At 58.0% G+C, this 22,345-nt stretch carries 23 protein-coding genes; 11 read left to right on the forward strand and 12 right to left on the reverse strand.

The window, feature by feature from the left end:
• The first annotated feature begins 119 nt into the window (after positions 1-119).
• On the forward strand, positions 120-2,774 hold the full coding sequence (gene mutS, locus FQ320_RS16975; RefSeq protein ID WP_187393933.1) for a DNA mismatch repair protein MutS: 2,655 nt from the start codon (positions 120-122) through the stop codon (positions 2,772-2,774).
• Here the strand turns inward: mutS and FQ320_RS16980 are convergent.
• Together FQ320_RS16980 and hrcA are read right to left on the reverse strand one after the other, a co-directional pair.
• Positions 2,743-3,312, reverse strand: a complete 570-nt coding sequence (locus FQ320_RS16980; RefSeq protein ID WP_370513081.1) for a nucleotide exchange factor GrpE — start codon at positions 3,310-3,312, stop codon at positions 2,743-2,745. The two genes, mutS and FQ320_RS16980, sit on opposite strands and share 32 nt — an antisense overlap.
• Positions 3,313-3,367: 55 nt before the next feature.
• Complete coding sequence (gene hrcA, locus FQ320_RS16985; protein ID WP_148474351.1) at positions 3,368-4,432, reverse strand: heat-inducible transcriptional repressor HrcA; 1,065 nt, start codon at positions 4,430-4,432, stop codon at positions 3,368-3,370.
• A gap of 123 nt (positions 4,433-4,555) precedes the next feature.
• Between hrcA and rph the strand changes: the two genes are divergently transcribed.
• The 3 genes from rph to hemW are packed head-to-tail and all read left to right on the forward strand — an operon-like array spanning position 4,556 to position 7,042.
• On the forward strand, positions 4,556-5,266 hold the full coding sequence (rph, locus tag FQ320_RS16990) for a ribonuclease PH (RefSeq protein ID WP_148474354.1): 711 nt from the start codon (positions 4,556-4,558) through the stop codon (positions 5,264-5,266).
• Positions 5,263-5,874: an RdgB/HAM1 family non-canonical purine NTP pyrophosphatase gene (gene rdgB / locus FQ320_RS16995; RefSeq protein WP_148474356.1), complete on the forward strand. Its 612-nt coding sequence runs from the start codon at positions 5,263-5,265 to the stop codon at positions 5,872-5,874. Before rph ends, rdgB begins: the two co-directional genes overlap by 4 nt.
• The gene (hemW, locus tag FQ320_RS17000; protein WP_148474358.1) at positions 5,867-7,042 is read left to right on the forward strand and encodes a radical SAM family heme chaperone HemW; all 1,176 of its coding nucleotides are present in this window, start codon (positions 5,867-5,869) and stop codon (positions 7,040-7,042) included. Before rdgB ends, hemW begins: the two co-directional genes overlap by 8 nt.
• On the opposite strand, the gene FQ320_RS17005 is transcribed toward hemW, so the two are convergent.
• The 7 genes from FQ320_RS17005 to FQ320_RS17035 form a co-directional block, all read right to left on the reverse strand.
• The gene (locus FQ320_RS17005) at positions 7,031-7,927 is read right to left on the reverse strand and encodes a ParB/RepB/Spo0J family partition protein (RefSeq protein WP_148474360.1); all 897 of its coding nucleotides are present in this window, start codon (positions 7,925-7,927) and stop codon (positions 7,031-7,033) included. The two genes, hemW and FQ320_RS17005, sit on opposite strands and share 12 nt — an antisense overlap.
• A 12-nt stretch (positions 7,928-7,939) precedes the next feature.
• Complete coding sequence (locus FQ320_RS17010) at positions 7,940-8,746, reverse strand: ParA family protein (protein ID WP_148474362.1); 807 nt, start codon at positions 8,744-8,746, stop codon at positions 7,940-7,942.
• Entirely contained in the window at positions 8,739-9,356 is a 618-nt protein-coding gene (gene rsmG, locus FQ320_RS17015; protein ID WP_255509562.1) for a 16S rRNA (guanine(527)-N(7))-methyltransferase RsmG, read from the reverse strand. Before rsmG ends, FQ320_RS17010 begins: the two co-directional genes overlap by 8 nt.
• Positions 9,357-9,364: 8 nt before the next feature.
• The gene (gene mnmG / locus FQ320_RS17020) at positions 9,365-11,239 is read right to left on the reverse strand and encodes a tRNA uridine-5-carboxymethylaminomethyl(34) synthesis enzyme MnmG (RefSeq protein ID WP_187393934.1); all 1,875 of its coding nucleotides are present in this window, start codon (positions 11,237-11,239) and stop codon (positions 9,365-9,367) included.
• A 3-nt stretch (positions 11,240-11,242) separates the two neighbouring features.
• Complete coding sequence (gene mnmE, locus FQ320_RS17025; protein ID WP_148474366.1) at positions 11,243-12,532, reverse strand: tRNA uridine-5-carboxymethylaminomethyl(34) synthesis GTPase MnmE; 1,290 nt, start codon at positions 12,530-12,532, stop codon at positions 11,243-11,245.
• A 27-nt stretch (positions 12,533-12,559) separates the two neighbouring features.
• Complete coding sequence (rho, locus tag FQ320_RS17030; protein WP_148474368.1) at positions 12,560-13,831, reverse strand: transcription termination factor Rho; 1,272 nt, start codon at positions 13,829-13,831, stop codon at positions 12,560-12,562.
• Between the two features lie 131 nt (positions 13,832-13,962).
• The gene (locus tag FQ320_RS17035) at positions 13,963-14,415 is read right to left on the reverse strand and encodes a CopD family protein (RefSeq protein WP_148474370.1); all 453 of its coding nucleotides are present in this window, start codon (positions 14,413-14,415) and stop codon (positions 13,963-13,965) included.
• A 409-nt stretch (positions 14,416-14,824) separates the two neighbouring features.
• On the opposite strand from FQ320_RS17035, the gene FQ320_RS17040 reads away from it, so the two are divergent.
• From FQ320_RS17040 to dnaQ, 4 genes are read left to right on the forward strand one after another with little or no spacing between them, the layout of a single operon-like run.
• A complete protein-coding gene (locus FQ320_RS17040) occupies positions 14,825-15,424 on the forward strand; it encodes a nucleoside triphosphate pyrophosphatase (protein ID WP_148474372.1) in 600 nt (199 codons plus the stop codon).
• Positions 15,421-16,257 carry a shikimate dehydrogenase gene (locus tag FQ320_RS17045; RefSeq protein WP_148474374.1) on the forward strand — a complete coding sequence of 279 codons (837 nt, stop codon included), beginning with the start codon at positions 15,421-15,423 and terminating at the stop codon, positions 16,255-16,257. Before FQ320_RS17040 ends, FQ320_RS17045 begins: the two co-directional genes overlap by 4 nt.
• The gene (gene coaE, locus FQ320_RS17050) at positions 16,254-16,853 is read left to right on the forward strand and encodes a dephospho-CoA kinase (RefSeq protein WP_148474376.1); all 600 of its coding nucleotides are present in this window, start codon (positions 16,254-16,256) and stop codon (positions 16,851-16,853) included. Before FQ320_RS17045 ends, coaE begins: the two co-directional genes overlap by 4 nt.
• Positions 16,846-17,529: a DNA polymerase III subunit epsilon gene (gene dnaQ / locus FQ320_RS17055; protein WP_148474378.1), complete on the forward strand. Its 684-nt coding sequence runs from the start codon at positions 16,846-16,848 to the stop codon at positions 17,527-17,529. Before coaE ends, dnaQ begins: the two co-directional genes overlap by 8 nt.
• 95 nt (positions 17,530-17,624) lie before the next feature.
• Here the strand turns inward: dnaQ and secB are convergent, their stop codons facing one another.
• Together secB and FQ320_RS17065 are read right to left on the reverse strand one after the other, a co-directional pair.
• A complete protein-coding gene (gene secB, locus FQ320_RS17060) occupies positions 17,625-18,128 on the reverse strand; it encodes a protein-export chaperone SecB (RefSeq protein WP_148474380.1) in 504 nt (167 codons plus the stop codon).
• 57 nt (positions 18,129-18,185) lie between these two features.
• Entirely contained in the window at positions 18,186-18,698 is a 513-nt protein-coding gene (locus FQ320_RS17065; RefSeq protein ID WP_148474382.1) for an FxsA family protein, read from the reverse strand.
• Positions 18,699-18,802: 104 nt separating this feature from the next.
• On the opposite strand from FQ320_RS17065, the gene FQ320_RS17070 reads away from it, so the two are divergent.
• From FQ320_RS17070 to FQ320_RS17080, 3 genes are read left to right on the forward strand one after another with little or no spacing between them, the layout of a single operon-like run.
• Complete coding sequence (locus FQ320_RS17070) at positions 18,803-19,468, forward strand: Tim44/TimA family putative adaptor protein (protein WP_148474384.1); 666 nt, start codon at positions 18,803-18,805, stop codon at positions 19,466-19,468.
• Positions 19,465-20,502 carry a murein transglycosylase A gene (locus FQ320_RS17075; protein ID WP_148474386.1) on the forward strand — a complete coding sequence of 346 codons (1,038 nt, stop codon included), beginning with the start codon at positions 19,465-19,467 and terminating at the stop codon, positions 20,500-20,502. The genes FQ320_RS17070 and FQ320_RS17075 overlap by 4 nt, the downstream gene beginning before the upstream one ends.
• A gap of 3 nt (positions 20,503-20,505) precedes the next feature.
• The gene (locus FQ320_RS17080; RefSeq protein WP_255509564.1) at positions 20,506-21,105 is read left to right on the forward strand and encodes a Smr/MutS family protein; all 600 of its coding nucleotides are present in this window, start codon (positions 20,506-20,508) and stop codon (positions 21,103-21,105) included.
• On the opposite strand, the gene FQ320_RS17085 is transcribed toward FQ320_RS17080, so the two are convergent.
• A complete protein-coding gene (locus FQ320_RS17085) occupies positions 21,067-22,311 on the reverse strand; it encodes a nitrate/nitrite transporter (RefSeq protein WP_148474388.1) in 1,245 nt (414 codons plus the stop codon). The genes FQ320_RS17080 and FQ320_RS17085 overlap by 39 nt on opposite strands.
• Positions 22,312-22,345 lie beyond the last annotated feature (34 nt).

Raw genomic sequence — 22,345 nt, forward strand, 5'->3', positions numbered from 1 at the left:
ACCGTCAGGGCAAACTTTCAACGCTTCCTGCCGCGCCGTACACCCTGAAAATGGCGGATTTCGCCTTTCACCTGACCGTCGCCCCGGATACCGTGCCCGCGGCCAATCCGGGGGAACATATGACCAGCGCTGCCGCCGCCGTCACACCGATGATGGCACAATATCTTGCCATCAAAGCGGACCATCCCCATGCCCTGCTGTTTTACCGCATGGGCGATTTTTACGAGATGTTCTTTGACGATGCCGTCGCGGCTGCCGAAGCGCTGGATATCGCGCTGACCAAGCGTGGCAAACATCTGGAGGAAGACATCCCCATGTGCGGCGTGCCGTTCCATGCCGCGGAAGGATATCTGCTGACCCTGATCCGCAAGGGGTTTCGCGTTGCGGTTGCCGAACAGTTGGAGAACCCCGCCGAGGCCAAAAAGCGCGGCGCGAAATCCGTGGTGGAGCGCGGCGTTGTGCGGCTGGTTACCCCCGGCACCCTGACTGAAGACAGTCTTTTGGTGGCGCGGCAGAACAACTTTCTGGCGGCACATGCGGAAATCCGCGACGACGCCGCGCTGGCATGGGTCGATATTTCGACTGGCGAATTTCGCGTCACCCAATGCCCCGTTGTGCGGCTGGGTGCCGATCTGGCGCGCATCGCCCCGCGCGAAGTTCTGGTCGCCGACACCCGCGAGGCTGATTTGACCCCGATCATTACCGATATGGGTGCGGCGATCACGCCCATGTCGCGGGGCAGTTTCGATTCGGCCGGCGGGGAAAAGCGGCTGTGTGCCTTGTTCCATGTGGGGTCGCTGGATGCTTTCGGCGCATTCACCCGGGCCGAGGTGTCTGCCATGGCGGCCCTTGTCGAATATCTTGACCTGACCCAGCGGGGCAATTTGCCGCTGCTGCGCCCGCCAGTCCGTGAAGCGGCGGAACGCGTCATGCAGATCGACGCCGCAACCCGCCGTAACCTTGAACTCACCCGCAGCCTGTCGGGCGGGCGCGACGGATCGCTGATCGCCGCCATCGACCGCACGCTGACGGCGGGCGGTGGGCGGTTGCTTGATCGGCGGATGAACAGCCCATCGCGGGTGCTGGACACGATTCAGGCCCGGCAGGCGGGGGTGCGTGCGCTGGTGTCTGATGTGCGGCTGTCCGAGGATCTGCGCGCCGATCTGCGCCGGGTGCCCGATATGGACCGTGCGCTGTCACGTCTGGCGCTGGATCGCGGCGGCCCCCGCGATTTGACCGCAATGCGCGCCGGGTTGGAGCGCGCGTGCGATATTGCCAAGCGTATTACCGGCGATATGCCACAGATTATCTCCGAGGCATTGCACGCGTTGGGCGGGCACGGTGATCTGACCGCATTGCTCGACCGAGCACTGATCGCCGAGCCGCCATTACTGGTGCGCGATGGTGGTTTCATCGCCCAAGGCTATGACGCCGAGCTGGACGAGGCGCGCACCCTGCGCGACGAAGGGCGCGGCGTGATCGCCGGGATGCAGGCGGATTATGCGGCGCAATGCGGCGTGCCTACGCTGAAGATCCGCCACAACAATGTGCTGGGTTACTTTATCGAAACCACGGCCACCCATGCCGAAAAAATGTTGTCTCCACCGCTGAACGACACGTTCATCCATCGCCAGACCACGGCCAGCGCTGTGCGGTTCACCACCGTTCCGCTGAGCGAACTTGAGACAAAGATCCTGAACGCCGGGTCGCGGGCGCTGGAGATTGAAAAGCGGCTCTATGCCAGCTTGAAAGACGCTGTTCTAGCCTCGGCCGCACGGATCGGCGTGACCGCTGCGGCGCTTGCCGAACTCGATCTGCTGGCCGCACTTGCCGATCTGGCCCGGGGCGAGGATTGGTGCGCCCCAGTGATCGACGACAGCCGGGTGTTTCACGTCACCGGCGGACGGCATCCGGTGGTGGAACAGGCGCTGCGCCGACAGGGCAAGGGCGGATTCATCGCCAATGACTGCCATCTGTCCGAACCCGACAGCCCCACCGCGATCTGGCTGCTGACCGGCCCCAACATGGCGGGTAAATCAACGTTCCTGCGGCAGAACGCTCTGATTGCCCTGCTGGCGCAGATGGGCAGTTTTGTCCCCGCGAAAGAAGCGCGCATCGGCATCGTGTCGCAACTGTTCAGCCGGGTCGGCGCTGCCGATGATCTGGCGCGGGGGCGATCGACTTTCATGGTGGAAATGGTCGAAACCGCTGCTATCCTCAATCAAGCCGATGATCGTGCATTGGTTATTCTGGATGAAATCGGCCGCGGCACCGCCACCTATGACGGGCTGTCCATCGCCTGGGCCACAATGGAGCATCTGCACGACGTTAACCGTTGCCGCGCCCTGTTCGCCACCCATTACCACGAGATGACACAGCTGGCCGACCGCCTGTCCGGGGCGCAGAACGCCACCGTGACGGTCAAGGAGTGGAAGGGTGACGTGGTGTTCCTGCACGAGGTCCGCAAGGGCTCGGCAGACCGGTCTTACGGGGTGCAGGTTGCACGGTTGGCGGGCCTGCCCGACCCTGTGGTCGCCCGTGCCCGTGTTGTGCTTGAGGCGCTGGAAACAGGCGAACGGGAAGGCGGCGGGAAAAAGGCGACACTGATCGATGATCTGCCGCTGTTCTCGATTGTCGCCACCCCTGCCCCGGTTGCCGTGAAATCACCCGCATTGGACCGGTTGCGCGACATTCGCCCCGATGAGCTTTCACCCATCGAGGCATTGAAGCTGATTTACGAGCTCAAGACTCTTTCGGCTTCGGGGTCGAGCTGACGCCGACCTGCGCCGCCCGCAACAGCCGGTCATGGAGCACGAACCCGGTTCCCATCACCTGAATGATATCGCCCGCCTTGGAACCCGGCACCGGCGCCTCGAACATCGCCTGATGCAGCTTGGGGTCGAACCTATCGCCGATCTCGGGCGTAATCGGCTCGATCCCATGCTTGGCAAGCACTGAAATAAGTTCGCGCATCGTCAGCTCGATCCCGTCCAGCAACGCCTTGTTCGACGCGCGCTGTTCGTCGGTGACGACTTCAAGCGCGCGCTTCAGGTTATCGAAGACGGGCAGAATGTCGCGCGACAGTTTCGATCCGCCGTATTGTTCCGCCTCGCGACGGTCACGGTCGGACCGCTTGCGCGCATTTTCCGCATCGGCCAGCGCACGCATGAATCGATCACGGTATTGGTCACGATCGGCGCGCAGAGCGTCCAGTTCGGCCAACGGATCTTCCGGCTCACCCTCGGCCAGATCGTCGAGCGACTGTGGCCCGACACCTTTTTTCTCGGGGAACCCTTTTTCCGAGGCAAGCATTTCCTCAATTGCGCGTTCGATGTCTTTTTCTGGTCTCGTCATGTTCATTACCCAATCAACCTCGGTCGGTCAGCAGCTTACCAACCATCTGCGCCGTGTAATCCACGATCGGAACAATCCTGCCATAGTTCAGCCGGGTCGGTCCGATCACGCCGACGGCGCCAATGATCTTACGGTCAGCGTTCATATATGGGGAAACCACCAGAGAGGAACCCGAAAGTGAAAAAAGCTTGTTCTCAGAGCCGATAAAAATGCGCACCCCCTCGCCTTCATCGGTTAATTCCAGAAACTCGGCGATATCGCGCTTGCGCTCCAGGTCGTCAAACAAGGTTCGGATGCGGTCCAGGTCTTCGGTTTCGGTGGCGCCCGCCAACAGGTTTGCCCGACCCCGCACAATCAGACGTTCATATCGCTCGCCTTCATTCTCCCAGATTGCCAGCCCGCTTTCCACCAGATCGGCGGCCAGCGCGTCAAGTTCCTGTCGCCGGGTCGCGATTTCACGCTCGGTTGTGCTGCGCAACTCGCTCAGCGTCTTGCCCATGGCCAACGCATTCAGAAAATTCGCCGCCTCGCGCATGGAACTGGGCGTCTGACCAGCCGGGGGATGAAACAGGCGGTTTTCCACGTGGCCATCGCCAAAAACAATCACCACAAGCGCGCGTTCCGCCGACAGGCTGACGAACTCCAGATGTTTGATCGGTGCCTCGTGCTTGGGCGCCAGCACCACACTGGCCCCACGGGTGGCCGTTGAAAGCGCGCTGCCGACCCTGTCAAGCAAGCCGCCCACATCGCTTTCGTTTTTCCCAAGGGTGGCATCGATCTTTTCGCGGTCGGTTTCCGTCAGATTGCCGATCTCAAGCAATCCGTCGACAAACATCCGCAACCCTTGCTGCGTCGGTATCCGCCCGGCCGAAACATGGGGGCTGTTCAGCAAACCCAGATGTTCCAGATCCTGCATGACGTTGCGCACCGTTGCCGCGCTGACCTTTTCGGTCATCGTGCGCGTTAGGGTCCGCGACCCCACGGGATCGCCGGATTCAAGGTATCCTTCGACCACCCGGCGAAACACTTCGCGTGAGCGGTCGTTCATCTGCGCCAGTAATTTGGAAGCATCGGTCATCGCGTCACCCTCCGGATGTGCGGGTGCAGTTAGACCGGAGTGCGCGTATAAGGTCAATCGGCGGGGGTTGCACCGGATGCGCGGCCATGGGTATCACCGCGCAGAATTTGCAAAGGACATGCCATGCGCCCCTCTGGCCGTAAACTGGACGAAATGCGTCCGATCACCATCGAAACCGGCTTTACCCGCCATGCCGAAGGATCGTGCCTGATCAAGTGCGGCGATACACATGTTCTGTGTACCGCCTCAATCGAAGATCGCCCGCCTCCGTTTCTGAAAAACACCGGTCTGGGCTGGGTCACCGCCGAATACGGTATGCTGCCCCGCGCCACCCACACCCGCATGCGCCGCGAGGCCAAGAACGGCCAATCCGGTCGTACCCAGGAAATTCAGCGCCTGATCGGTCGCTCCCTGCGTGCAGGCATCGACCGGGTGGCTCTGGGCGAGCGGCAGATCAGCATCGACTGTGATGTGCTTCAGGCCGATGGCGGCACCCGTTGTGCCTCGATCACCGGTGGTTGGGTTGCTTTGCGGCTTGCGGTGAACAAGTTGATGAAGGCCGGCGACGTTGTGACCGATCCGATCATCGATCATGTGGCGGCGGTGTCCTGTGGCTTGTACGCCGGCCAACCGGTGCTTGATCTGGACTATCCCGAGGACAGCGAAGCCGGCGTTGACGGCAATTTTGTGCTGCTCGGCTCGGGCCGTCTGGTCGAAGTGCAGATGTCGGCAGAAGGCGCGACATTCTCACGCGACGAAATGGCCGAACTGCTGGATCTGGCCGACAAGGGCAAGGCAGCTCTGGTGGCGGCACAAAAGGCAGCCGTGGCATGACACGCCGGTTCTCTGGTGAGCGACTGCTCATCGCGACACATAACGCGGGCAAGTTGGAGGAGATCGCCGATCTTCTCCGCCCGTTTTCTGTCGCGGTGGTGTCTGCCGGAGAGTTGGGCCTGCCCGAACCAATCGAGGATGGCACAACCTTTGTCGAAAACGCCCGCACGAAGGCCCACGCCGCCGCTAAGGCCAGTGGCCTGATCGCCCTGTCCGACGACTCGGGGATCGAGATTGACGCGCTGGATGGCGCGCCGGGCGTCTATACCGCCGACTGGGCCGAAACGCCTCAGGGCCGGGATTTCACAATGGCGATGTCCCGGACGCACGACAAGTTAGAGGCGGCGAATGCACCCCATCCGCGTACAGCGCGGTTTTGCTGTACCTTGGTGATGGCCTGGCCCGATGGCCATGACGAAGTGTTCCCGGGCGTCATGCCCGGTCAGGTCGTCTGGCCCATGCGCGGCGAACAGGGGCACGGGTATGACCCCATCTTCATGCCGGATGGTTATAATATAACATTTGGTGAAATGGATCGCATGGAAAAGAACCGCATCAGCCACCGCGCCGACGCCTTTCGCAAACTTGTGGCAGGTTGTTTTGCCTGACGATTGGCAGGCAGGCGGGTTTGGGCTTTATGTGCATTGGCCATTCTGCCAATCGAAATGCCCCTATTGCGACTTCAACAGTCACGTTACTACCCGGGTCGACCAAAATGCATGGCGGGTCGCGCTTATTTCGGAAATCCGTCGGCAAGCGGCCTTGGTTCCCGATCGTGTCCTGAACACGATATTCTTCGGCGGCGGCACACCCAGCCTGATGAATCCGGATGTTGTATCAGCCGTTATCGATACCGCACGCGCCTGTTGGCCCACCGCGAACGATCTTGAAATTTCGCTTGAGGCAAACCCCACTTCGGTCGACTCTGGCAGGTTCCGTGACTATCGCGCGGCGGGCGTTAACCGGATCTCAATGGGGATACAGGCCCTGAATGATCCCGATCTTCGCGCTTTGGGTCGGCTGCATACCGTCGCTGAAGCGACTGCGGCCTTTGACGTTGCGCGCTCCACTTTTGACAACGTCAGCTTTGATCTGATCTATGCCAGACAAAAACAGACGCTTGAAGAATGGCGGCAAGAGCTGACACTGGCGCTGGATATGGCGGTGGACCATCTGTCGCTCTATCAATTGACGGTAGAGGACGGAACGGCCTTTGGGGACCGTCACGCCCGGGGGCTATTGCCCGGCCTGCCAGATGAAGACCGCAGCGCCGATATGTTCGATCTGACGCAAGAGTTGTGCGGCGCGGCCGGTCTGTCAGCCTATGAGGTTTCAAACCACGCAAGACCCGGCGCTGAATCCCGTCATAACCGGATCTATTGGCGCTATGGCGATTATGTCGGCGTGGGCCCCGGCGCCCATGGGCGTTTGACAATTGAGGGTACCAAATACGCAACCGAGGCCATCAGACAACCGGGCGGATGGATGGCGGCCCTATCGCGCGACGAAGCACCAGACACGACCGAGATCCTGTCGCGGCGCGATCAAGCCACTGAATTCCTGATGATGGGAATGCGGTTGAGCGAAGGCATTTCCCTTGAGCGATATCAAACGCTGGGCAGCACATCATTGAATTCCCGCAAGATTGCCGATCTGGTCGCCGACGGGCTCGTCGAACAGACCGGCGATAATCTGCGGGCCACACACCGCGGGCGATCAGTGTTGAACGCCGTATTGCGAAATCTGTTGGAAGATCAATTCACCCTACCGACTTGACGACAGCATCCTGCAAAGCTCATCCAACTCTTCCAGGGTCTTGTAACGGATCGTTATTCCACCTGATTCCTTGCCGTCATCATGGCTGATCACCACTGACATCCCAACCGCCGCCGCAAGATCTTGCTCAAGTGCGCGAGTATCGGCGTCTTTCTCAGGCTTCTGACGCGGCTTCGGCGCATCGGTTGGCCCCTTCGGACCCTTGGCAAGTTGTTCAGTTTGGCGCACTGAAAGCCCTCTGGCCACAACCTGTTTCGCCAGACCGGAAGGATCATCGGTGGTGATCAATGCCCGCGCATGACCAGTGGTAATCTCACCGTCGCGCAACAGCGCCAGAACATCCTCGGGCAGGTTCAGCAGCCGTAACAGGTTTGCGATATGGCTACGGCTTTTCCCCAAAGCCTCGGCAAGACGTTCTTGGGTATGTCCAAATCGATCCATCAACTGACGAAAGCCCGCCGCCTCTTCAACTGCGTTCAGATCGCTGCGCTGAATATTCTCAATAATCGCAATTTCAAGAACTTCCGTGTCATCCAGTTCACGAATGACTGCTGGCAGATCATGCAATTGCGCCATCTGCGCCGCACGCCAACGGCGTTCACCTGCGACAATTTCATAGCGATCAGGATTTCTGGGATTGCGTCGAAGAATAAGAGGCTGAATAACCCCCTTTTCCCGTATCGACGCGGCCAGCTCCTGAAGTTTTTCAGCCGAAAAACTCCGCCGCGGCTGATCCGGATTGGGTTCGATATGATCCACCGGAATGCGCTGATCCGCGCGACGAGACGTTCGGTCCGAACCCGACTCATCGGAAACACCAACATCTGCCATCAATGCGGACAGCCCACGACCCAAGCCTCTGCGTTCCTGTTTTTTGTCTGTCATTTTACCATCCGATCAGCCAGAAATTTCGTAACGATGTACCAGTTCCCGGGCAAGTGCGCGATAGGCCACGCTCCCCTTCGACGCCGTATCATAGGTCAGAACCGGCTGTGCATATGACGGCGCTTCGCTCACCCTGACATTCCGTGGGATAATTGTCTGAAACACCAAATCACCCAGCGTTTCGCGCGAGTCCAGTTCCACCTGTTGCGCAAGCCGATTGCGGCCGTCATGCATCGTAAGAACCACACCTTCGATCCTTAAATCCGGGTTGGCGGAATGGCGCACCTCACGAATGGTCAACATCAGTTGCGACAGCCCTTCCAGGGCAAAGAACTCACTTTGCAACGGGACAAGGACCGAATGTGCCGCGACCATTGCATTGACCGTCAGCAGGCTCAAAGACGGAGGACAGTCGATCAGGATGAAGTCAAACGCATATTTATCGATCGCGGGCTGTCGCAAAGCATCAAACAACAAAAAGCTGCGCTTTTCATTGGAAACCATCTGAATGTCGGCCGAACTAAGATCGGACGTCGCCGGCGAAATCCAAAGCCCATCGAACTCCGTAATGTGAATGACATCTTCCAGCGGAGCATCGTCCAGCAAAAGATCATACGTCGTCAATTTTCGGCTGGACGATTCAATTCCAAGACCCGTCGAAGCGTTTCCCTGCGGATCCAGATCGACGATCAACACGTTGTACCCATCTTCGGCCAACGCTGCCCCCAGGTTAATCGTGGTAGTGGTCTTACCCACCCCACCCTTTTGATTCACCACTGCAATGATACGGGCCGCGGCTGGCCTGATGGGATCAGCCACGTCTGAACTCTCCTATTGCCAGCACAGTCGCACTCGGGTCCGTCTTGCTGGAGTGCTTTTTAGCGTCAAAAATCCACTCCTTACGGGCATCGGATATCTCTTGATCAGCCGTCGCGCCCTTCGGGAAAATACATAGGCTCAGTGGCGCTCTGTGCCTTTCGGCCAAATCCAACAATTTTGGCAAAGGCGCGAGCGCGCGTGCAGAAATTATATGTGCGTTCACTGGTGGAGTTTCCTCGATGCGCGATGACAAGATATTTACAGAGGTGTCCGTTTCCCTTGCGACTGCGCGCATAAAAGTTGATTTTCGCTGATCGCTCTCTAACAAGATAAAGTCAAATGAAGTCTTATAGTCCGCACCAACCATAGCCAGCACAAGTCCCGGGAACCCCGCACCGCTTCCCATGTCGAGCCATCTTCCCTCACTTCTGTCAGCAAATTCGAGCAACTGAACAGAGTCAGCAATGTGCCGAGTCCAAAATTGAGTAAGCGTTGCGCTGGAAACCAGATTGATCCGTCTATTCCACTCGGCAAGGAGCGCTTGATAGATTTCGAGACGCTTTAATGTTTCACGTGAAACAACCGGATGACCTACGATGAACTCCGACATAGACTGCATCAACCGACCTTACGCAATTCACGCGCCCGTATGGCAGCAATAATCACAGTTAAAGCCGCCGGAGTCATGCCCTCAATTGTTGACGCCTGTGCAATGGATGACGGCCTAACCAATTTCAACTTGGACTTAACCTCATTAGACAACCCACCAATCGGTGCGAAGTCGAGGTCAGCCGGAATCCGCAAGTCTTCATCGGCGCGCAGCATTTCCACATCACGCTGTTGCCTGTCCAAATAGTTCGCGTACAGCGCATCGTTCGATAACTGAGTTCGCTCGGATGGATCGATTTTCTCCAGTGCGGGATCTAATTTGATCAAATCGCTGAAATCGATGCCATTGAAGCTGAGCAGCTGGAATCCATTACGTTTCACGCCATCGTTGGACAGGTTGAAACCAGCAGCTTTCAACGTACTGGGGGCCCAGGAACAGGCCAAAAGTTGGGCTTTTGCTTTAGTCAACCTATCTATCTTTGCGTGATAGAACTCCCGACGCTCCTGACCGACGCACCCCAAAGCGATTCCCATCGGGGTCAGACGCTGATCTGCATTATCAGCTCGAAGCGAAAGTCGAAACTCTGCGCGTGACGTGAACATACGATAGGGTTCAGATACACCCCGCAGAACAAGATCGTCTATCATGACGCCAGTATAGCTTTCGGAGCGGCGAAATTCAGTTGGCTCGCCCCCAAGCGCCAGTTGGCCGGCATTCAGACCAGCCACCAATCCTTGTGCTGCCGCTTCCTCATAGCCCGTCGTTCCGTTGATCTGTCCCGCCAGATAAAGGCCTTGGACACCGCGCACCGCAAGCGTTGAATCCAGAGAACGCGGATCGATATAGTCATATTCGATCGCATAGCCAAGTTGCAGGATCTCAGCGGCCTCCAAACCCTTTATTGACTGGACGTACTCCAATTGGACTTCGGCCGGCAACGACGTTGAAATACCATTAGGATAGACGGATTCAACATTAAGCCCCTCAGGTTCAAGGAAAATTTGGTGAGAGGACTTGTCAGCGAAACGCATGATCTTGTCTTCAATGGAAGGACAGTATCTCGGCCCGACGCCATCTATTTGTCCACCGTACATCGCGGACCGATCAATATTCTGACGAATAATGTCATGGGTATTTTCATTTGTGTGGGTGATTCCACAAGAGATTTGCCGGGCGGTTGGCGCGACCGACAAGAATGACAACATTGTCGGTTCTGCATCACCGGGTTGAGTTTCCAAATCTGCCCAATTGATCGAGCCACTACGAAGACGGGGCGGCGTTCCGGTTTTAAGGCGTCCCAAAGGCAAGCCGAGTTCATCGAAACGCCGCGAAAGCCCGGAAACCGCCCCCTCGCCCATTCTTCCCCCTGGACGCGAATTGTGGCCAATATGGATTATGCCACGCAAAAAAGTCCCAGTTGTGATGACAACGCTACCCGCTGAGATCTGAGTGCCATCGACCAGCCTTACACCTGTAATCTTAGACCCTTGGTCCAGACATAAGTCATCAACCTCACCATCAATTATGGCAATATTGGGATGTGCGCCGAGCATGGTTTGGATGGCATTTCGATAAAGATCTCTATCGGCTTGCGTTCGCGGACCCTGTACCGCCGGACCCTTCCTGCGATTGAGCAACCTGAATTGTATGCCTGCTTGATCAGCAGCACGGCCCATTAGACCGTCTAGGGCGTCGATTTCACGAACCAAGTGCCCTTTTCCCAAACCACCAATGGCCGGATTACAAGACATCACTCCGATCTTAGTTTTATCCAAGGTAATCAAAGCGGTTTTGCAACCCAGGCGCGCAGCCGCATGCGCAGCCTCGGCACCTGCATGTCCGCCACCTACCACTATGACATCGAATTGTTTCACGTGAAACACTCCTTACTTACCTAGGCAAAAACTGGAAAAAATCTCGTCCAAAACTGTCTCAATCCCAATACGCCCAACGAGTATATCGAGGCCTCTGATACATCGGCGAATCTCTTCCGCCACCAACTCGGATCGGGGATTATCATTGCACAGTTCACGCTGCGCCTCAACCAAAGCGGCAACACCCGTACTTAGCGCTTGCCGATGTCGTGAGCGCGTAACCAGCCCTGCCCCCGAAGCACGCACCTTAAGTACATCCGTTATATCGCGAATCATTTGATCAAGGCCATTTCCGGTTATCCCGGACACCCCGTTGACCGTATCACCGCCATTATCACATTTCCCAACACGGACCAAATCACCTTCTCTAGGAAGTACGCTGGGACTGTTATCCAGGTCTTGGACCAAGATAACCCGCAGATCTGCCGTCTCTGCACGCGAAAGCGCGCGTTCAACGCCCATCTTTTCGACTATATCCGTCGTCTCGCGCAAGCCAGCCGTATCCAGCAGCGTCACCGCCAATCCTCCAAGGTTCATCTGGACTTCAATCACATCCCGAGTCGTGCCCGCGATCTCCGATGTGATCGCAGCCTCCCGTCCAGCCAGCGCGTTCAATAGCGTCGATTTTCCGATGTTGGGCGGACCAACGATTGCCACTTCAAAACCTTGCCTGATCCGTTCAGCGGCTCCGCTGCCTTCAAGCTCTTTTCGTATACTGACCAGGGTATTGTCGATCAGGCTCAAAACCTCTGGGCTGACGTCTTCGGGAACATCCTCGTCCGCGAAATCAATGGTCGCTTCCAACAGCGCGGCGGCACGTATCAGGTTCTTTCGCCAGGTTTCGGTAATCTTGCCCAACGCGCCCGACAGGATACGCTGCGCCTGCAATCTTTGGGATTCGGTGTCTGCGTCGATCAGATCTGCCAATGCCTCAACCTGAGTAAGGTCCAGCCGATTTTTGGCCAATGCTCTCCGTGTGAATTCGCCCGGCTCCGCCGTTCTGACGTCAGGAAATGACGCCAATACATCCAGAACGGCCATCACGACGGCAACACTGCCGTGGAGTTGGAATTCAACCGTGGGTTCGCCCGTAAAACTGCGCCCATCATCAAACGCGATGACCAGACCAGTATCGAGCAACCGGCCCTGCCGGTCAGTTATATCCCGCAGTCCGGCCCTGTGCGACTGCGGGAGTGTCCCGACAAGTTCCCGAGCTGTTTCAAAGGACTGGGGACCTGAGATTCGTATAACCGCGACGCCCGCTTTACCTTGGGCACTGGCAAGCGCAAAAATCGTATCCATGATCAGGCTCCGATAACGCCTTGCGTGTCAGGTGTTCATAGAATCGAAGAAATCCGCGTTTGATTTGGTCTGTTTCAGTTTTGAAATCAGGAACTCGATGGCGTCGGTTGTTCCCATCGGATTCAAAATGCGGCGTAGGACATAGGTTTTCTGAAGATCGGATTTCTCGATCAACAGCTCTTCCTTGCGCGTCCCGGATTTGAGAATATCCATCGCAGGATAGACACGTTTGTCTGCGACCTTGCGATCCAGCACAATCTCACTGTTGCCGGTACCTTTGAACTCTTCAAAGATCACTTCGTCCATGCGGCTGCCGGTATCAATCAGCGCGGTGGCGATGATGGTCAGCGAGCCACCTTCTTCGATGTTCCGGGCCGCGCCAAAGAAACGCTTTGGCCGTTGCAACGCGTTGGCATCAACACCACCGGTAAGAACCTTGCCCGAAGACGGCACAACCGTGTTGAATGCCCGACCCAGTCGGGTGATCGAATCCAGCAGGATAACGACATCCCGCTTATGCTCCACCAGCCGCTTGGCCTTTTCGATCACCATTTCGGACACGGCAACGTGCCGGGTTGCCGGTTCGTCGAAGGTTGAGGAAACGACCTCGCCTTTGACCGAACGCTGCATGTCCGTGACTTCCTCGGGCCGTTCATCAATCAACAGAACGATCAGATAAACTTCAGGATGGTTTCTCTCGATCGAGTGGGCAATGTTTTGCAACAGAACCGTCTTACCAGTACGTGGAGGCGCAACAATCAATCCCCGCTGGCCCTTGCCAATGGGCGCCACAAGATCGATGATTCTGGCCGAACGGTCTTTGACCGTCGGATCATCAAGCTCCATCTTGAAGCGCTCATCCGGATACAGCGGCGTCAGGTTGTCAAATGCAACCTTATGGCGCGCCTTCTCTGGGCTTTCAAAGTTGATCGATTCAACTTCGGTCAGCGCGAAATACCGCTCACTTTCGTCGGGGCCACGAATCACGCCGTCGACCGTGTCGCCGGTGCGCAGCGCGTACTGGCGGATCATATCGGGCGAAACATAGATATCGTCGGGGCCGGGAAGATAGTTTGCCTCGGGCGAGCGCAGAAACCCGAAACCGTCCTGCAGAACCTCAAGCACACCGTCACCGCCGATGATCCAGTCATCGTCTGCGCGTTCTTTGAGGATCGAGAACATCATCTCGCCCTTACGCATGGTCGACGCGTTTTCAATCTCCAGCTCTTCAGCCAGGGACAACAGGGCCTTGGGGCTTTGCGCCTTCAGTTCGGCTAGGTTCAAACGGTCTTGTGTCATGCGGGCAATCCTCGACAGCGAAAAATGACAGACGCCGAGGCGTGCTTTTGTCAGGTCGGAAAGGGAGGTTCAGTGATCGGACGACCACCGGACTGTCTGCTAGCCAATCCTGGTCGCAATGTCAACCGATCTTAAAACGGACGAGCGATGACCGAAAATACGATGATGAACATCAGCAGCGTCGGCACTTCGTTCATCTTTCGAAAATAGCTTCCGGGACGGGTGTTTCGGCCCGTTTCAATGGCTTTTCGTTGCCCTGCGCACCACATATGAAACCACGTCATCGCAATGACCGCCACAGCCTTCGTCCAAGGCCAGTAAGCGGTCCAATCGATGATCCCGGGGGTGACCACCAGGATCAGACCGAACAGCCAGGTGGCGATCATTGCAGGGGTCATGATGACCCGCAGCAGTTTGCGCTCCATCATCTGAAACACTGCTTCGCTGTCACTGTTCCGAGCCACCGATTCTACATGATGCACGAAAAGCCGTGGAAGATAGAACAACCCCGCCATCCAGGAGATCACGCTGATCACATGCAAGGATTTGATCCAGGGATAAATGACGAAGAGCAGGTCAGTCATGGCGGTCCTCTGAGTTCCCTTCACTTATATTAAAGAGAAGATAGAAGAGTTGTAGTGGTTAGTAGGGGCCGGGATAACGGGGATCAACGTCTAATCCCCCATGTTGTCCACAGAGCGTTCGGAGGGACGCATGCCCGGTAAAACCCTGTGTGTAACTCTAAGACACCTGTAATTATGGTAATTAGTCAATGGGTTACAGTTTTTTGCCTGTGGATGAAACCAATGGTGGTTTTGGGGATGGTTGTCGAATTTCAGACTGTCCCCATTCGCTGTGCAAGGTTCATCCACGGTGGACAATTTCTGGACGAAAGGTGAAAAGAAACTTGGAATTCCTGTATGAGCAGTGATGCCTGCTTTCTGTCCCATTTTGCCCCAACCCTTCGGGGTGACTTATCCACGGAATAATCCCATGACGCCGCAACTGATCCTCGCGTCTTCTTCGGCCATCCGGCAACAGCTGTTGCAACGGGCCGGGGTGGTCTTTGATGTGGAAACGCCAAGGATCGACGAAGATGCGATCCGTGCCGCGATGCAGGCCGAGCAGGCGACGCCCCGCGATGTTGCCGATGCTCTGGCCGAGTTCAAGGCGGCGAAAGTGGCGCAGAAATACCCGAATGGATTGGTGATCGGCTGTGATCAGGTGCTTGAGATCGGACAGCGCATTATGGCCAAGCCAGACTCACCTGAGGATGCCGGTGCGCAACTGCGCGCGCTGTCGGGGCAGAGCCATCGGCTGCTTTCGGCCATAGTAGTGTTTGAAAATGCCCGTCCGGTCTGGCGTCATGTGGGAACCGTGCGCCTGACGATGCGTGATCTTTCCGACACGTATATCGACGAATATATAGCGCGAAACTGGGAGAGCATTCGCCACTCTGTCGGCTGCTACAAATTGGAGGAGGAAGGCGCGCGCCTCTTTACGCGTATTGAGGGCGATTATTTCACAGTACTGGGTCTGCCACTGCTCGAGCTCTTGTCGTGGCTGACGTTGAAAGGCATTCTGCGATCATGACCGAAGCAAAAATCCCACTGGCCGGCGTGATCGGCAGCCCCATCGCCCACAGTCGTTCGCCGGCGCTGCATCAACATTGGCTGCGTACCTTAGGGCTGCGTGGCTTCTATATCCCCATGGATGTGGCTCAGTCGAACCTGGCCGAAGTGATCCGCGCCCTGCCAAAGATGGGGTTCGTCGGCTGCAATGTGACGATTCCCCATAAGGAAGCGGTGTTGGAGCTTGCCGATCTGGTGACCGATCGTGCGGCATTGATCGGGGCAGCTAATACGCTTATTTTTCGTGCCGACGGCAAGATTCATGCTGACAATACAGATGGTTACGGGTTTATTCAAAACCTGCGGCAATCTGCGCCGGGCTGGGATGCCAAGTCGGGACCGGCTGCGGTTTTTGGCGCCGGGGGTGCGGCCCGTGCGGTCATCACATCACTGATTGATGCCGGGGTGCCGGAAATCCGCCTGACCAACCGCACCCGCGCAAGGTCCGAAGCGCTGAGAGCCGAATTCGGCGGCAAGATTGTGGTTTATGATTGGGTAAAGGCCGGAAATGCGCTCGACGAGGCGCAAACCGTGGTAAACGCAAGTTCCTTGGGGATGCAGGGCAAACCGGATTTCCGGGTACCGCTGGACGGGTTGTCATCCACAGCGGTGGTGTCGGATTTGGTCTATACGCCGCTCGACACCACATTCCTGCAACGGGCACGCGAATTCGGCTGTGTCACCGTCGATGGGTTGGGGATGCTGATCTATCAGGCGGCACCGGCGTTCGAACGCTGGTTCGGTATGCGCCCCGAGGTTGACGCTCGCACCCGCGAGGTGGTTCTGGGCGGATGAGCAGGCCTCATCTGATCGGACTGACCGGCTCTATCGGCATGGGCAAATCCACGACGGCGGGCATGTTCGCTGCACTGGGGGTTCCGGTGTGGGATGCGGATGCGGCCGTACATCGGATCTATGGCATTGATGGCGCGGCGGTTGCGCCCATGGCGGCCCTCTGCCCCGATGCGGTGCAGGACGGACAGGTGGACCGGGCGCGATTGAAGAAATGGATCGCCCGGGACCCTGCAGCGTTGAACCGGATTGAAGCATTGGTTCACCCGCTGGTCGCTGCGGACCGGCGCGCCTTTGTCGAAGGATCATCGGCAGCGATTATCGTTCTTGACGTTCCGCTATTGTTTGAAACCGGGGCCGATGCGCAGATGGACACCATTGTCGTCGTGTCGACCGATGCCGCTGAACAGCGCCGCCGAGTCATGGCGCGGGGCGAAATGAGCGAAGAGATATTCGAGCGGATCCTTGCCAAACAGCTCCCCGACGCCGAGAAACGCGCACGGGCCGACGTGGTCATTGATACGACAACGCTGGACAGAGCCGAACGGGCGGTTGCGGTGCTGATGCGGCAGATCAGAAAAGGGCAGGCAGATGCGTGAAATCGTTCTCGATACAGAAACCACTGGGTTTGAACCGGAAACCGGTGACAGAATCGTCGAGATCGGCGCGGTCGAACTGTTCAATCACATGCCGACCGGAAAGACCTTTCACGAATATATCAATCCCCAACGCAGCATGCCGCAGGGCGCGTTCGAAATTCACGGATTGGGTGACAATTTTCTGCGCGACAAGCCGCTGTTCGCGGCCGTGGGCCGGAAATTTGTCGATTTTGTCGGCGATGCGAAGATGGTGATCCATAACGCCGCCTTCGATATGAAGTTTCTGAATGCTGAACTTGGCTGGATGGGTCTGCCCGCACTACCGATCACCCAAGCCATCGATACTCTGGCCATCGCGCGCAAGAAATTCCCCGGCTCGCCGTCGTCGCTGGATGCCTTGTGCCGCCGGTTTGGGATCGACAACTCGTCCCGCACTCTGCACGGCGCGCTTTTGGACTCGGAAATTCTGGCCGAAGTGTATCTGGAGTTGATTGGCGGACGTCAGCCCGATCTGGTGCTGGCAACCACAAGGGCGAAGGGATCATCCGGAGATGCCACATGGCGCCCGTATCCCCGGCCCCGTGCCCTGCCTTCACGGCTGAGCGATGCCGAAGCCGCCGCCCATAACGCCTTTGTTCAGGCCATGGGCGACGGCGCGATTTGGAACAAGGCCTGATCACCGCTGAACGAGGCGGTTATCCACTGGAACGAAATCGGCCCGTTGATCGGCCGGATTTCGTTCCAGTGGTCTGTTGGTAGAGGCGGATCGCTCTAGTTCGGCTTTGCTTCGCTGGCTTTTTGCGCAGCGGCACGCTGTTGCAGGCTTTGGCGATACAGTGCGACAAAATCGATCGTGTCCAGGTTCAGCGGTGCAAAACCGCCGTCATGGGTCACATCGCTGACGATCCTGCGCACAAAGGGGAACAACATGCGCGGGCATTCGATCATCAGGAACGGGTGCAGCTGATCGTCCGGCACGTTCTCGATGGCAAAGATACCGCCGTATTCCAGTTCAAGCACGAACAGGGTGGCTTCGCTTTCCTTGTTCTTTGAGGTGATGTTGAACTTGGCGGTCACTTCGAACTGGCCTTCACCGCGTTTCTTGGCGTCCAACGCCACCTGAACCTGCACATCGGGGGTCACCGCGCCGTTCGATCCGTTGCGCGACACGATGTTTTCAAACGACATGTCACGGATGAACTGCCCGAGAATCCGCAGTTGCGGAATCGCCGGTGTCTTGGGGGCTTCGGGTGTCGTCGCTTCGGGTTCGGCCATATCCGGCTCCTTGATCAAAATTGGTTGCAGCGGTTCTAGCAGGTCGTCACATGGCGCTCAATGCCGGGTCCAACCTGACGGTCCGGTGCGGGGCGGATGGGTCGGACGCTTGGACGATTCTTCGACCTCGTGGTAATCACCGTCGATCACCGGGCCTTTATCATCGCCCGGGTATCGTTCGGTGGTGGCGTGCGGCGGCTTATTGCCATAACTGAAGCCCTGAACGCTGATCCTTGCGCGCAAAAACCGGAACGCAGCGGCGCGAACCGCGGGAATCAGCAGCGCGAACCCGCAGAAATCGGTGAAAAAGCCCGGCGTCAGCAACAACGCCCCCGCCAGAAGTATCATCGCACCATGGGCAAGAGGTTCTGTCGGATCGCGCAATTCATTGAACGAACCGCGCAATTGACCAAGGGCCAGCGCACCCTGCGCCCGAACCAGCCAGGTGCCCAGAATCGCCGTCAGAATCACGACGCCCAACGTCGGCCAGAGCCCGATCAGCCCGCCAATCTGGATAAACAGTGCGATCTCGATCAGCGGAATGGCAAGAAACAGCACAAACAGCCACATAGCAACCTCCGTATTCCCGTGCAGTGGTGGACTTGACCGTCCCCCGCACCTACATATGTTGAGAAAGGCGGCGAAACAAACCCCCGCCCCCGAATGAGGTTCAGATGAGTTCCGCCGTGATCCAGCTTTTAGTACTGGCCGCCATCGCGGTTTTTCTGATTTTGCGGCTGCGCAATGTGCTAGGTACCCGTGATGGATTTGAAAAACCGCCGGTGACTGGCCCGACCCCGACCGACGCAAAGCGGGACCGCCGCGGTTTCGAAGTGATCGAAGGCGGGCCGGACCGGGACATCACCGATCATGTCGAGGATGGCACCTCCAGCGCCAAGGCACTTTCAGCAATGAAACTGGCCGAGCCGGATTTCAACGTAACCGAATTTCTCACCGGTGCGCGTGGCGCCTATGAGATGATCCTGATGGCCTTTGAAAATGGCGATATCTCGGAGGTTCGTTCGTTTCTTGCGCCCGAGGTGGCCGAGGCTTTTGAAGAGGTGATTCATGACCGCCGCGAAAAAGGTTTGACGGTCGACGCGAGTTTCATTGGCCTGCGTGAAATTGCGCTGACTGAGGCAGAATACGCCCGTGATACCCAGTTTGGCGAAGTAACCATCCGGTTCACCGGCGAATTGACATCGGTGGTCCGCGACCATGGTGGCGACATCATCGAAGGCAGCGCAACCGAGATCAAGCGACAGCGCGACGTCTGGACCTTCGGGCGCACCATGGGTGCGAACGATCCGAACTGGCAACTGGTCGCCACCGGGGAATGATCCGTGCCGTTGTCGCAGCCTGGCTTGCGGGGTTGGTCTCGATGACCACCCCGCCTCCTGCCTTGGCCGAGACAACACACAAGATCCTGTCGTTCTCAGATCTCAACGGATGGCAGAACGACGATCACGCCGAAGCCCTGTCGGTGTTCATAGACACCTGCCGCGACATGCGCGATCCGGAATGGCGCAGCGTTTGCGCCGTGGCGGCCAGTCAGACTAACGCGCGTACATTCTTTGAACTGTTCTTTCGTCCGGTGCTGATCGAAGACGGCGATCCGATGTTGTTCACCGGGTATTATGAACCTGAACTCAGCGGATCACGATTTCGTGGTGGAAAATACCAGTATCCACTCTATGGCCTTCCAGGCGACGCGGATCAGGGGCAACCTTGGCATTCACGTGCGGCGATCGAAACCGAGGGCGTGATGGAGGAAAAGGGGCTGGAACTCGCCTGGATCGACGATCCGGTCGATGTCTATTTCCTGCACGTGCAAGGGTCGGGCCGGGTCAAACTGGCCGAGGGTGGCGGGATGCGCGTGGGTTATGCCGGGAAAAACGGGCACAGCTATCGCTCTATCGGGAAAGAGCTGATCCGCCGTGGTACCTTTCCGCCCCATGCCGCTTCGGCACAAGCGATCCGCGCCTGGGTCAAGGCCAATCCAGAAGACGGCGCCGAACTGATGCGCCATAATCCGTCCTATGTCTTTTTCCGCGAAGTCAGTGAAGTGCCTGCCGATAGGGGTCCGCTGGGCGCGATGAACCGGTCGATTACCACCCTGCGCTCGGTCGCCGTCGATCCGCGTTTCACCCCGTTGGGTGCGCCCGTCTGGATCGAAAAAGGCGGGCGTGAACCGATGCGACGGCTGATGATTGCCCAGGACACCGGGTCGGCGATCAAAGGCGCACAGCGGGCCGACATATTCTTCGGTACCGGTCGCACCGCCGGTCTGCGAGCGGGGCGGGTGAAAGACCGCGGGCGGATGATCGTGCTCATGCCGATTCAGCGTGCCTATGCGCTTGCTCCCGGATTCTGACAGGTGGTGCGCGGTAAACTGCCCCCCCGGCTGAGCGCCGAGGACCGCGCGCTTTGGCGTCGCGTTGCGGATCAGGCCGTGCCGATGCATCCAGCCCGCAGCAAGCCGTCGTATCCACCCGAGCCTGCACCACCACCCCCCGATCCCGAACCGCCGCGCGCGCCGATTCCGACGTTCACCATGGGCCAGCGGGTGCGCGACACCCGGCCTGCCTTCGATCTTGTTCCGCCGGTTCAGCAGCGTCTGGCACAGGACCGGCTGAACATGGATCACAAGGCGTTCACCCGTATGCGGCGCGGCAAACTGCCTGTGGAGGGGCGGGTCGATCTGCACGGTATGACGCTGGCTCAGGCAAATCCGACGCTGACCTCGTTTATCCTCGGATCGCAGTCCATGGGCCGGCGGTTGGTGTTGGTGATTACCGGCAAGGGGTCGGGTAAACGGCACGATCCGTTTGGATCTGGCCCCGGAGTTTTGAAACGGCAGGTTCCACAGTGGTTGCGCATGGCGCCGCTGTCGCAGGCAGTATTGCAGGTTTCGGAGGCGCATCAGAGCCATGGCGGCTCAGGCGCGTATTACGTCTATCTCAGGCGCAACCGTTAACGTTTGGCGCGCCTTGGCGATGGCAATCGTACTGATCGCTGCCGAAAAGGCGAAATAGGCGGACATTGCCCACATCTGATCGGGGAAATCGATGCCCCGGTCGATCAGCGCCGCCGTGATCCCCGGTCCGATGGCCGATCCGAACACCATGACCGCCCCGGACAGCGCACGGATCGCCCCTAAATGCCGGGTGCCATAGTATTCGGCCCAGAACGCGACAGGAATGGTGGCCTGACTGCCGGTGCCGATGCCAAGCAACATCATCGCCAATGCCGCGCCCCACAGTGTTTCGGCGCCGGCCATCACGAAGAACGAGATGATGAAGGGCACCAGATACAACTGCATCAGCCGCGAAGTGCCGAACCTGTCGATCAATGCGCCGGTGCCAAATGTCGCGGCGATTGATGCCACTGTGAACAGCGGCAGCAAGGCGACGAAATCCACCATGTCCCAGCCCTTGATGCCGGTCAGGTGCACCTGATGAAAAAACAGCGACGTGCCCCAGGCGGCTGGGCCCAGCATCAGCGGTATCAGCACCCAGAACAACCAGTGACGCAGCAGATCGCCCCGTGTCCACTGACGTCCGTTCATCCCTGTGGAACTGGTGGATTCCGAAACTGACTGCGGCGTGCGTTCGGACTTCAACAGGCGAAAGATCACCGGCGTCGCAATCAGCACCAGCACCGCCGCCAGAACCCACAGCAGGCGCCAGTCCCACACCTTTTGCAGCGAGACGAAAATCACCGGCAGCGCGGCTTGTCCAAAGGCAAAACCCATCGCCGCAACCGACAGCGCCCGCCCGCGCGTGGCGACGAACCAGCGCGCCATGGACACGACGCAGAGATGGCTCATCATGCCCTGTCCGAACAGGCGCAGCGCAAAGACAACGATCCCAAGCGCCCAGATCGGCTGTACGACCGCCATCGCCAGACAGGACAGAGCCAACCCCAGAGACACCACCACCGACAGATTGCGTATCCGAAACTGGTCGGTCAGAACCCCGGCCCAGACCATGACGATGGCCGATACCGTGGTGGCGATGGTATAGGTCAGCCCCCATTGTCCGTCGCTCAGCCCGAAATCTTCCATGATCTGCCCCGAGAACAGGGCAATGAAAAACGTTTGACCATAGCTCGAGGTAAACGACAGCAATACGCCTGCCAAAAGAAACAGCCGGTTGGCGTGAAGGAAGCGAAAGAACGTCATGCAACCCTTTCATCCCTTTCCCCAAGGAAAGGGA

This window comes from Oceaniovalibus sp. ACAM 378 (assembly GCF_008085915.1).
Taxonomy (GTDB): Bacteria; Pseudomonadota; Alphaproteobacteria; order Rhodobacterales; family Rhodobacteraceae; genus Oceaniglobus.